Raw genomic sequence first — 10,722 nt, forward strand, 5'->3', positions numbered from 1 at the left:
GTGAAGTTCGCGATCGTCGGCGCCGCGAACGTGGAGAAGCTCGCGCTCGTGGCCGACCGCTGCCGCTGCATCAGCGTGGGCGCTGCCGCGGGCGGTTGCGTTGCCTATGCGCCGGAGTCGCAGTCCGATCGTTTCGAACCGGATGGCCCCACGCGCGCCACCGATCCGCTGCTGCTGTATTTCACTTCCGGCACGACGGCGCAGCCCAAGCTGGTGCTGCATTCGCACCAGAGCTATCCGGTCGGCCACCTCTCCACGATGTACTGGCTGGGGCTGAAGCCCGGCGACATCCACCTGAACATCTCCTCGCCGGGCTGGGCCAAGCATGCGTGGAGCTGCTTCTTCTCGCCCTGGAACGCGGGTGCCTGCATCTTCATCTTCAACTACCGGCGCTTCCAGGCCACCGCACTGCTCGACGTGCTGGCCACGCGCGGCATCACCTCGCTGTGCGCACCGCCGACCGTCTGGCGGATGCTGATCCAGGAGGACCTCGCGGCCTACCGCGGCAAGCTGCGCCTGCGCGAGGTGATCGGCGCCGGCGAGCCGCTCAATCCGGAGATCATCGAGCGCGTGCGCTCCGCCTGGGGCCTCGAGCTGCGCGACGGCTACGGCCAGACCGAGACGACGGCGCAGGTCGGCAACTCGCCGGGCCAGCCGGTCAAGCCCGGCTCGATGGGCCGGCCCCTGCCCGGCTACGAAGTCGTGCTGCTCGATGCGTATGGCAAGCCGTCCGACCAGGGCGAGATCTGCCTGCCGCTCGCTGCGCGGCCGCTCGGCCTGATGGACGCCTACATCGACAGCCCCGAGCGCACCGCCGAAGCGATGCGCGATGACGCCTACCACACAGGCGACATCGCGAGCCGCGATGCCGACGGCTACATCACCTACATCGGCCGCTCGGACGACGTCTTCAAGGCGTCCGACTACCGCATCAGCCCGTTCGAGCTGGAGAGCGTGCTGATCGAACATCCGGCGGTCGCCGAAGCGGCCGTGGTGCCGAGCCCGGACCCGGTGCGCCTCGCGGTGCCGAAGGCCTTCGTGGTGCTGGCCGCGGGGCACACGCCGGGACGCGACAGCGCGCGCGAGCTGTTCGCCTTCCTGCGCGCGCAACTGCCTCCCTTCAAGCGCGTGCGGCGCATCGAGTTCGCCGAGCTGCCGAAGACCATCTCCGGCAAGATCCGGCGGGTCGAGCTGCGCACGCAGGAAGCGCAGCGGCGCTCCGGCGGCGAGCGCGTCGCGATGGAATTCTTCGAGGAAGACTTCACCGAGCAGGAGCTCGCCGGGGGCCCCGGGCCAGCAGCGCGCTAGGCGCTTCGCCCCTGCGCGCGCAGCCAGCGCGCTGCGCCCTGCCCCGCGACCCGGCCGGTCGCGAAACACGCGGTGAGCAGGTAGCCGCCGGTGGGCGCCTCCCAATCGAGCATCTCGCCGGCGCAGAACACACCGGGCAGCGCGCGCAGCATGCCGCCCGCATCCAGTGCTTCCAGGCGCACGCCGCCCGCGGTGCTGATCGCCTCCTCGATCGGCCGCGGCCGCACCAGCTGCAGCGGCAGCGCCTTCAAGGCGGCCGCCAGACGCTCGGGATCGTGGAGCTGCTCCGGCGACAGGAGTTCGTGCAGCAAGGCCATCTTCAGGCCGGCGATGCCGAGCCGGCTCTTGAGGTGGGTGGACAGGCTGCGCGGGCCGCGGGGATGCCGGATTTCGGCCAGCACGCGCTCGGGGCTGTGCTGCGGCAGCAGGTCGATGATCCAGGTGGCACGGCCCTCGCGGGCGATCGCCTCGCGCAGGGGATGCGAGAAGGCGTACACCAGGCTGCCTTCGATGCCGGTGTCGGTCAGCACGAATTCGCCTTGCTGGCTCTCCCCGGGCGCCTGCGACTCCAGGCGCGCGGCCACGGGCTTCACGGGCTGGCCCGCATACCGTTGCCGCAGGTGCTCGCTCCACCCTGAGCGATCGGCGCGCGTGGGCGCCACGTCGAATCCGCAGTTGGCCGGTTGCAGCGGCGCGATCGCCACGCCGCGCGCAGCCAGCAACGGCACCCAGGCGCCATCCGATCCCAGGCGCGGCCAGCTGGCCCCTCCCAGCGCCAGCACGGTCGCCTGCGCGGCATGGGTGACGCGCCCCGACGGTGCCTCGAAGACGAGCTCGCCTGACGCGGAATCCCACCCTTGCCAGCGGTGCCGGGTGTGCAGCCGCACGCCGGCGCCCCGCAGCCGGTGCAGCCACGCGCGCAGCAGCGGCGCGGCCTTCATGTCGGTGGGGAAGACGCGCGCGGACGTTCCCACGAAGGTCTCGATGCCCAGGCCCGCGGCCCAGCGCCGGACCTCCTGGCCGCCGAAGGCCGTGATCGCCTCCCGCAGCGCGCCGGCACGCTCGCCATAGCGGGAGAGAAAGGATTCCGGCGCTTCCGAGTGGGTGAGATTCAGGCCGCCGCGGCCCGCGAGGAGGAACTTGCGGCCCACGGAAGGCATGGCATCGAACAGGTCGACCGCCACGCCCTCCCCGGCCAGCACTTCGGCCGCCATCAGGCCGGCCGGTCCGCCGCCGATCACGGCGGCGCGCAAGGAAGAAGAAGTCACGGGGCGATTGTCTCGCGGCCGGACTTCACGCGCGGCAAGTGGCTGCTGCCTGCGGCCTGGCGGGACACTCCGACGTCAGTAGGACTTGGGCAGGCCGAGCACCTTCTCCGCGATGAAGCACAGGATCAGCTGCGGGCTCACGGGCGCCAGGCGCGGGATCCACGCTTCGCGCAGGTAGCGCTCCACGTGGTACTCCTTGGCATAGCCCATGCCACCATGGGTGAAGATCGCGTTCTCGCAGGCGCGATAGCAGGCCTCGGCGGCGAGGAACTTCGCGCTGTTCGCTTCGGCGGCGCAGGGCTTGCCCTGGTCGTACAGCCAGGCGGCCTTCTGCACCATCAGGTCGGCCGCCTCGAGTTCGATCCAGGATTTCGCCAGCGGATGCTGGATCGCCTGGTTCTGGCCGATCGCACGGCCGAACACCTCCCGCTCGCCGGCGTAGAGCGCGGCGCGCTTCAGCGCCGCGCGGCCCAGGCCCACCGCCTCGGAGGCGATCAGGATACGTTCCGGGTTGAGGCCATGCAGGATGTAGCTGAAGCCCTTGCCTTCCTCGCCCACGCGGTCCTCCACCGGGATGCGCAGCCCGTCGATGAAGACCTGGTTGGAATCCACGCATTTGCGCCCGAGCTTCTCGATCTCGCGCACCTCGATCGTGGAGCGGTCCAGGTCGGTGTAGAACAGGCTCAGGCCTTCGGTGCCCTGGCACTCCTCCACCGGGGTGGTGCGCGCCAGCAGCAGGATCTTGTTGGCCACCTGCGCCGTGCTGATCCAGACCTTCTGCCCGTGCACCACGTAGTGGTCGCCCTGGCGCACGGCGCGGGTTTTGAGCTTCAGCGTGTTCAGGCCGGTGTTGGGTTCGGTCACGCCGAAGCACGCGCGGTCCTTGCCTGCGATCAGCGGCGGCAGCCAGCGCTGCTTCTGTTCGGCGGTCCCGAACACCACCACCGGGTGCAGGCCGAAGATGTTCATGTGCACCGCGGAGGCACCGGACAGCCCTGCCCCGGTGGCCGAGATCGTATGCATCATCAGGGCCGCCTCGCTGATGCCGAGGCCGGCGCCGCCGTACTCCTGCGGCATCGCGATGCCCAGCCAGCCGGACTCGGCCAGCGCGCGGTGGAAGTCGTCGGGGAAGCCGCCGACGCGGTCCTTGTGCAGCCAGTAGTCGGCGTCGAACGGCGCGCAGGCCTTCTCGATCGCGTCGCGGATCTGCTCCTGCTCCGAAGTCAGGCTGAAGTCCATGGCGTGTTCCTCCTCAGGCCTGTTGCGGCCGGATCGCAGCCACTCTCGGTCCAGCAGCTACAGCGCCATCGACGGCCGCTGCGCCAGCCCCGCGCGCCAGCGCAGCAGGTTCGGATGTTGCTCCCCCGGCTTGACCTTCACCACGCGGGCGAAGTCCACGGCCACGGCCGCCGTGATGTCGGCGACGCTGAAGCGCCCGGTGGCGAGGAAGGTGCGATCCTGCAGGCGCGCCTCCAGGGTGGCGAAGAAATCGTGCACGCGCGCCAGCCCGCGCTGCGCCAGCTCGGGAATCTGCGGGTAGTCCCGCGGCCCGGGCAGGGCGCGGTTGGCCATCGCCGGCGAGCCGTTGCGCAAGGCCTCCGCGACGGCGAGCAGGCCCTCGAATTCGGCGCGCCAGTTCCAGCTGGCGATCTCGGCCTTCTCCAGCGCAGTCACGCCCAGGAGCGGCGGATCGGGCTGCAGCGCCTCCAGGTAGGCGGTGATCGCCGCGTTGTCGCTCAGCACCACACCCTCCTCCGTGCGCAAGGCCGGCACCGTGCACAGCGGGTTGATGCGGCGGTAGGCCTCGCCCAGTTGCTCGCCGCTGCGCAGGTCGATGTTCACCGTCTCGTGGCGGATGCCTTTTTCGGCCAGCAGGATGCGGGCACGGCGCGGGCTCGGCGCGGTGGCGCAGTCGTAGAGCGTGATCATGCGCCGGCCCCGCCCAGCTTGTCCTGCGTGCGGGTGTCGAAGTCGCTCGCCTCGTGCCGCTCGTGCAGTTGGCTCGCCGGGTCGCCCCAGGTGCGGTTGACCATGCGCCCGCGGCGCGCGCCCGGCCGCTGCGCGATCTCGTCGGTCCAGCGCAGCACGTGGCGGTACTCCTGCACCTGCAGGAACTCGCCCGCCCCATAGAGCTGGCCCTTGGCGAGCGCGCCGTACCAGGGCCAGATCGCCATGTCCGCGATGGTGTACGCGTCGCCGGCCAGGTAGCGCGATTCGGCCAGCCGCCGGTCCAGCACGTCGAGCTGGCGCTTCACTTCCATCGCGTAGCGGTCGATGGCGTATTCGATCTTGCTCGGCGCATAGGCATAGAAGTGCCCGAAGCCGCCGCCCAGGAAGGGTGCGCTGCCGACCTGCCAGAACAGCCACGACAGGCACTCCGCGCGCGCGGCGCCCTCGCTTGGCAGGAAGGCGCCGAACTTCTCGGCCAGATACAGCAGGATCGCGCCGGATTCGAAGATGCGCACCGGCTGCGCGCCGCTGCGGTCCACCATCGCCGGGATCTTGGAATTGGGATTGACGGCCACGAAGCCGCTGCCGAACTGCGCGCCCTCGTTGATCGGAATCAGCCAGGCGTCGTATTCGGCCCCTGCGTGCCCGAGTGCCAGCAGCTCCTCGAGCATCACGGTCACCTTCACGCCATTGGGCGTGCCGAGCGAATACAGCTGCAGCGGGTGGCGCCCGACCGGCAGTTCCTTTTCGTGCGTGGCACCGGCCACCGGCCGGTTGATGCTGGCGAACTTGCCGCCGCTTTCCTTGTTCCAGGTCCAGACGGCGGGAGGGGTGTAGGCAGGCTCGGTCATGGGAGCGGCGGGTGGAACGGCCGGCCAGTATAGGCAGCCGCGGCCGGCCCCGGCGCCCCCTCGCGCAGCACCCGCCCTACTTCGCGGGCTTCTTCGGCGACCTGCGCGCGGCCTCGAGCGCCTCGGCCTTCTGCGCGTGCTTCTCGGCCCGCGTCCTGCGCGCCTTGGGCTTCTTGGTCTCGCCGCTGTCGCGCGCTTCCTTGCTCGCGTGCGGCTTCTCCTTCGCCTCGGGATGGTGGGTTCGCACCAGCCGCTCGAGGGCACTGGGCCGGGGCTGCGTCGCCTGGGCCTTGCGCCTCTCGCGCTCCTCCTTGAGCGATTGGCGCTCCTCGATCAGGGCGGCCTCGGCTTGGGAGGGCTCCTGCCCACCGGCTTCCATCCGGCGCATCATCGCGCGATGCAGCGCCTGGCCGTTGGCCGCGATCCTCTTGTTCACCGATGCAGTGCGAGTGGGCATGTGGCAGTTCCTCGGGGCAGTGAAGGAAAAGCCACTTTAGGCCAGACCGGCTCTGGACGCCAGCCTGGCCGCGCCACATTGCCTGCGCGGACAGCGCCTGCCCGGCGCGCGGGCTTCAGCTGCCCTTGGTGTTGACGGCTGCCTTCAGGGAGGCGCCGGGCACGAACTTCACGGCCGTCGCTGCCGCGATCGTGATCGCTTCGCCGGTCTGCGGATTGCGCCCGGAACGCTCGGCACGTTCCGCGGTCTTGAAGGTGCCGAAGCCGGGGATCACCACCTCGCCGCCTTTCGCGAGCTCCTCGCTCACGATTCCGATGAGGGCGTCCAGACTCCTCGTGGCGGCGGCTTGGGATTGTTCGGTGGCATCGGCCAGGGACTTCACGAGTTCGGACTTGTTCATCTGTCGGGTCTGGTTGAGAGGCGCAGAGTGTAAGCCAGCCGGGGCTCGGCCATTTGTCATCCTGCAAACGTAAGAAGAAGCCTACAGGCGCGTCCTCCCATCGCTGACCGTGCGACCCGCCAAGCCCAAGCATGCTCGGCTGATCCGTTCCTGAACCGAGGCGCACTCCGGCATCCCATGCAGCCAAGTGATGATCCAGTGACGCCCGGCGGCGCAATCGGCGCGCATCCGCCGGCGCAGTGGTTGCGTGCGCCCGGCGAAATGGCGCAGCGCATCCGCAATCATCCCTGGGCCGGCACTTCGCTCGGCCCGATCGGGAGCTGGCCGGTGAGCCTGCGGATCGTCCTCGATACGGTGCTTGCTTCCCAGGCCCAGACCGTCCTCTTCTGGGGCCCCGAACTGCTGGCGTTCTACAACGACGCCTACGCGCCGACCATCGGAAACAAGCACCCGTCCGCCCTGGGCCGGCCGGCCGCCGAAGGGTGGGCCGAACTCTGGGACGATCTCGGCCCCCTGCTGCACTCGGTGCTGGACACGGGCACCACGGTGGCAGCCAGGGACCGCCGGTTCCAGATCGACCGGCGCGGCTTCCTCGAGACGGTGTACTTCGACATCTCCTACTCCGTCGTTCGCGACGGCGACGGCGACCCGGCGGGCGTGCTGTGCATCGTGAGCGAGACGACGGAGCGCGTGCTGGGCGCGCAGCGGCTGGCCGACAGCGAGGCGCGCCTGCGCCAGGCGTCGGAACGCATCGCGCTCGCCCTGAACACCGGAGCGGTGCTCGGAACGTGGGTGTGGGACGTGAAGGCCGACCACTTCACCGCCGACGAGCGGTTTGCGCGCACCTTCGCGATCGACCCGGAGGCGCTGCAGAAAGGCATGCGCCTGCAGGACGTGAAGCAGTCCATCCACCGGGACGACGTGGACAGGGTCAACCGGCTGCTGGCCGCTGCCATGCAGAAGGGCGGTCCCTACAGTGCCGAATACCGCGTGCCGCGCCTGGACGGCGGCTGGCGCTGGATCGAGGCCAATGGCCACGTGGAACTCGATGATGCAGGCCAGCCTGCGCGCTTCCCCGGCGTGCTGATCGACATCGACCGCCGGCGGGCCGCGGAGGTCACGATGCGGCGCAGCGAGGCCCGCTTCCGCGCCCTGGCGCAGGCCTTGCCCGCGCACGTGTGGACCGCCCGCCAGGATGGCGGCGTGGATTGGGTCAACCAGCGCATGCTGGAGTACACGGGCCTGCGCACCGGGAAGCTGCTCGATCATGGATGGATCACGCCGATCCACCCGGACGACCGTCCCCGCACCCTGGACCAGTGGCAGGCGTCGGTTTCGACCGGGGACGACTTCAGCGCGGAATTCCGCTTCCGCCGCTACGACGGGATGTGGCGCTGGCACCTCGCCCGGGCCGTCTGCACCGGCGACTCCGACGACGAGCGCTGGGTCGGCACGATGACCGACATCGACGACCAGAAATCGGCGCAGGCCGCGCTGGCGGACCTCAACGCGAAGCTGGAGCAGCGGGTGGACGAGCGGACGCACGAGTTGCAGCAGGCGCTGGATCGCCTGTCCGAGGCGCGCAGCGAGAACTTCGCCCAGGAGCGATGAACTGCACGAGGCGCGCGCAGTTTCGGCGCGCGAACACGACGGCGGGCCCGGACGGCGGCACGCCTGCGTGCGCCGCCGGTGCTACGGCGTCAGAGCGAGTAACCCAGGAGCATCGCCACGCCCGCTTCCTTGTTCGGGCGGGTGAAGCTGTCGCGCGTGAGGCGGCTCATCTGGATGTTCATGCGGTCGGTGGTGAACCACTTGCGGTACATCGCGTTGATCTCCCCGCCGGTGTAGAGCCGCGACAGCGTGCGGTCCACCACGGCGCCCAGGGCGGTGTCGCCCTTGCGCAGCATGATGGCGTACGGCTCCACCGACAGCACCGCGCTGCTCAAGGCCAGACGGTCCAGCGCATTGTCATGCGACGCCAGGCCCAGCAGCAGCGAATCGTCCTGCGGAAAGGCGCGCACCCTGCCCTCCTTCAAGGCCTGGTACGCCTCGCCGTTGCTCGCGAAGGTGGTCAGCTGCATCTTCACCTCGCTCGCATTGAGCTGCGTGAAGAGCTTTTCCGACGTGGTGCCCTTGCTCAGCGCCACCGGCAGGCCACCGAGATCCTTCACCGATTCGACTTTCGTGCCCTTGGGAACGAGCACGCGGATGCCCGCCACGAAGATGGTGTAGCTGAAGTCCACCTTCTCCTGGCGCGCCTTGGTGTTGGTGGTCGACCCGCACTCGAGGTCGATCTCGCCGGCCTCGAGCTTCGGGATGCGTTCGGCACCGGAGACCACCTTGTACTTCACCGCCAGTTCCGGCAGCTTGAGCGTGCGCTTGATTTCCTCGACCGCGGCCAGGCACAGGTCGACCGAGTAGCCCACGGGCTGCTTCTGCTCGTCGAGATACGAGAACGGGCGGGCGGCTTCCCGCACCCCCAGCGTGATCGCCCGGGTTTCCTTGATGCGGGCCAGCGTGTCGGCGGGCGCCTGGGCATGGGAGGACGAAGCGAAGACGAACGCGGCGCACGCGGCCAGCGGCAGCGGGCGAAGGCGGAAGGGGAACATGGGCACTGCGGAGAAAATGAGAGGATCGGTCCGGAGCGACTCCGGGAAAACCCTGAGTCTAAGCGCCAGACTGGATCATTCCGCCGCGGGGATGCACTGGCTGTGAAATCCGCACTCCCCTCCACAACAGACCATGACCCAAGACACGACCGTCAGCACCCCCTCCCCGTCCGCCCGGGCGGCCCAGCGCAAGGCGCCCCGGCCCGTGCACCCCCTGTTGCAGAAACTCTTCGAGCTGTACCCGCGCCTGTTCGGTGCCCGCTTCCTGCCTCTGAAGCTGGGCGTGTTCGAGGACCTCGTGGCCGCGCATCCGGAGGCCTTGCCCGCCGCCGATCTCAAGGTGGCGCTCGGCCTGCACACGCGCTCCACGCGCTACATCGAGGCCGTGGCCTCCGGCTTGCCCCGCCACGACCTGCAGGGCAAGCCGGTGGAGCCGGTGGCGCCGGAGCACGTGCACCACGCCATCCTGGAGCTTTACAAGCGCCGCAGCGCCAAGGCGCCGGAGCAGGCGCGCCAGCGCGCCGTCGCACAACTGGCGGCCGCGATCGAATCCTCCGGTCTGGGCCGCGAAGGCTACCGCGAGCGCTTCACCTCCCACGATGACAACGTGCACTCGATGCTGGAGGAGGCCTTGTCCATCGTTGCGCAACGCGCAGCCCGCCGCGAAGCACTCCAGAACGCCTTCCAGGCGAGCGGCAAGACGGTGGCCGAATTCGCCGAGATGTATGGGCTGGATCCGAGGGAGGCGAAGAGGTTGCTCGCTTGAGCGCGTTGGCCGAAGGCCTCAGCGCCGCCAGGGCGGCAGCGGCTTGAAGCGCGCCTGCAGGAACGAGAGGAACAACTTGACGCGGGCCGACATGCCGGCCCGGCTCGCCACCAGCGCGACGACGTCGGCGTCGGGCAGTTCCCACTCCGGCAACAGGCGCACGAGGCGCCCGCTGCGCAGGCTTTCGGCGACGTCCCATTCCGAGCGCATGACGATGCCCTTGCCGGCCAGGGCCCACTGGCGCGCCACCTCGCCGTCGTTGCTGCTCAGGGTCGCCGGCACGCGAACGGCAACCTCGCTGCGCTTGCGCCGGAAGCGCCAGAGCGTCACGTCTTCGTCGTTTTCGCGCAGCACGATGCAATCGTGTCCGGCCAGGTCCTGCGGTTCCGACGGGACGCCGCGCCGGGCCAGGTAGTCCGGCGACGCGCACAGGAAGCGCGAATTGGGTGCGATCTGGTGTTACGGGATGGAGCTGCGGCATCACAGCAGGGCACCGCGCGCGGCGATCGGCCACACGGCCTCCACGCGCTCGCCGCGGAAGCATACGAGCTCGTCGTACAGGTTCACGGTGGGGTCGCAGTGGCCGGGAACGAGCATCAGCACGTCGCCCAGGGCCGGCGAATCCGGCAACGGCGTGGACAGCACGCCATGCTCGTCCGCCGCCGTCACGTAGGCCAGCTCGGGCCGGCCCCACACCGCGGGCATGCCCGAATCCACCGCCGAAGCCTTCAGGCCCGCATCGACGATGGCGCGCTCGCCGCTGGCGCGGCTCATCACGGCGGTGCGCACGAACAGTGCGTGCTCGAAGGTCACGTCGCCCTCGTCGCGCGCGTTGTCGCCGTAATCACGGTCCATGAAGGCGTAGGAGCCGGCCTGGATCTCGTTGAAGATGCCGCTGTCGCGCTCATGCACGAAGGTGCCTGTGCCGCCGCCGGTGATGCGCTCGACGGCGATGCCGCCGGCCTCGATCGCACGGCGCGTGCGTGCTGCGGCTTCGGCCGCGGCCGCGATGGCGGCCAGGCGCTCGCGGCGCGTGCGCAGGTGCTGGGCCGGGCCGTGGTAGCACTGCAGGCCGGCGAAGCGCAGGCCCGCGCTGGCGGTGATCTGCCGTGC

The 10,722-nt window shown here is 69.9% G+C and carries 11 protein-coding genes and 1 pseudogene; 3 read left to right on the forward strand and 9 right to left on the reverse strand.

From position 1 onward, the window contains the following. A partial coding sequence (locus tag VFM98_RS23810; protein WP_325112375.1) for an AMP-binding protein occupies positions 1–1,308 on the forward strand: 1,308 nt, incomplete at its 5' end. Here the strand turns inward: VFM98_RS23810 and VFM98_RS23815 are convergent. The 6 genes from VFM98_RS23815 to VFM98_RS23840 all read right to left on the reverse strand — a co-directional run bounded on the left by VFM98_RS23815 (position 1,305) and on the right by VFM98_RS23840 (position 6,294). Continuing rightward, positions 1,305–2,576 (reverse strand): TIGR03862 family flavoprotein, encoded by a 1,272-nt coding sequence (locus tag VFM98_RS23815; protein ID WP_325112376.1) that lies wholly within the window; start codon positions 2,574–2,576, stop codon positions 1,305–1,307. The genes VFM98_RS23810 and VFM98_RS23815 overlap by 4 nt on opposite strands. A 75-nt stretch (positions 2,577–2,651) precedes the next feature. Then, positions 2,652–3,815 (reverse strand): acyl-CoA dehydrogenase family protein, encoded by a 1,164-nt coding sequence (locus VFM98_RS23820; RefSeq protein ID WP_325112377.1) that lies wholly within the window; start codon positions 3,813–3,815, stop codon positions 2,652–2,654. A gap of 57 nt (positions 3,816–3,872) precedes the next feature. Next, positions 3,873–4,505, reverse strand: a complete 633-nt coding sequence (locus VFM98_RS23825) for a glutathione S-transferase (protein ID WP_325112378.1) — start codon at positions 4,503–4,505, stop codon at positions 3,873–3,875. After that, a complete protein-coding gene (gene yghU / locus VFM98_RS23830) occupies positions 4,502–5,377 on the reverse strand; it encodes a glutathione-dependent disulfide-bond oxidoreductase (protein WP_325112379.1) in 876 nt (291 codons plus the stop codon). The genes VFM98_RS23825 and yghU overlap by 4 nt, the downstream gene beginning before the upstream one ends. 76 nt (positions 5,378–5,453) lie before the next feature. After that, positions 5,454–5,834 (reverse strand): hypothetical protein, encoded by a 381-nt coding sequence (locus VFM98_RS23835; protein ID WP_325112380.1) that lies wholly within the window; start codon positions 5,832–5,834, stop codon positions 5,454–5,456. A gap of 115 nt (positions 5,835–5,949) precedes the next feature. After that, positions 5,950–6,294: an HU family DNA-binding protein gene (locus tag VFM98_RS23840; RefSeq protein ID WP_325112381.1), complete on the reverse strand. Its 345-nt coding sequence runs from the start codon at positions 6,292–6,294 to the stop codon at positions 5,950–5,952. 117 nt (positions 6,295–6,411) lie between these two features. Between VFM98_RS23840 and VFM98_RS23845 the strand changes: the two genes are divergently transcribed. Continuing rightward, entirely contained in the window at positions 6,412–7,845 is a 1,434-nt protein-coding gene (locus VFM98_RS23845; RefSeq protein ID WP_325112382.1) for a PAS domain-containing protein, read from the forward strand. Between the two features lie 89 nt (positions 7,846–7,934). Here the strand turns inward: VFM98_RS23845 and VFM98_RS23850 are convergent, their stop codons facing one another. Continuing rightward, positions 7,935–8,843 carry an amino acid ABC transporter substrate-binding protein gene (locus VFM98_RS23850; RefSeq protein WP_325112383.1) on the reverse strand — a complete coding sequence of 303 codons (909 nt, stop codon included), beginning with the start codon at positions 8,841–8,843 and terminating at the stop codon, positions 7,935–7,937. Between the two features lie 205 nt (positions 8,844–9,048). On the opposite strand from VFM98_RS23850, the gene VFM98_RS23855 reads away from it, so the two are divergent. Further along, complete coding sequence (locus tag VFM98_RS23855) at positions 9,049–9,609, forward strand: ProQ/FINO family protein (protein WP_325112384.1); 561 nt, start codon at positions 9,049–9,051, stop codon at positions 9,607–9,609. 18 nt (positions 9,610–9,627) lie between these two features. Here VFM98_RS23855 and VFM98_RS23860 read toward each other — a convergent pair whose 3' ends face one another. After that, a complete protein-coding gene (locus VFM98_RS23860; RefSeq protein WP_325112385.1) occupies positions 9,628–10,062 on the reverse strand; it encodes a LysR substrate-binding domain-containing protein in 435 nt (144 codons plus the stop codon). A gap of 27 nt (positions 10,063–10,089) precedes the next feature. Next, positions 10,090–10,722 (reverse strand): annotated as a pseudogene (locus VFM98_RS23865) (DSD1 family PLP-dependent enzyme); the annotation flags it as partial.

It is taken from the genome of Ramlibacter sp. (assembly GCF_035706265.1).
Lineage (GTDB): Bacteria > Pseudomonadota > Gammaproteobacteria > Burkholderiales > Burkholderiaceae_C > Ramlibacter.

Coding starts and splice junctions, on each gene's coding strand:
- yghU (WP_325112379.1), bottom strand. CDS start 5,377: ATGACCGAGCCTGCCTACACCCCTCCCGCCGTCTGGACCTGGAACAAG.
- VFM98_RS23845 (WP_325112382.1), top strand. CDS start 6,412: ATGCAGCCAAGTGATGATCCAGTGACGCCCGGCGGCGCAATCGGCGCG.
- VFM98_RS23835 (WP_325112380.1), bottom strand. CDS start 5,834: ATGCCCACTCGCACTGCATCGGTGAACAAGAGGATCGCGGCCAACGGC.
- VFM98_RS23850 (WP_325112383.1), bottom strand. CDS start 8,843: ATGTTCCCCTTCCGCCTTCGCCCGCTGCCGCTGGCCGCGTGCGCCGCG.
- VFM98_RS23825 (WP_325112378.1), bottom strand. CDS start 4,505: ATGATCACGCTCTACGACTGCGCCACCGCGCCGAGCCCGCGCCGTGCC.
- VFM98_RS23840 (WP_325112381.1), bottom strand. CDS start 6,294: ATGACAAATGGCCGAGCCCCGGCTGGCTTACACTCTGCGCCTCTCAAC.
- VFM98_RS23820 (WP_325112377.1), bottom strand. CDS start 3,815: ATGGACTTCAGCCTGACTTCGGAGCAGGAGCAGATCCGCGACGCGATC.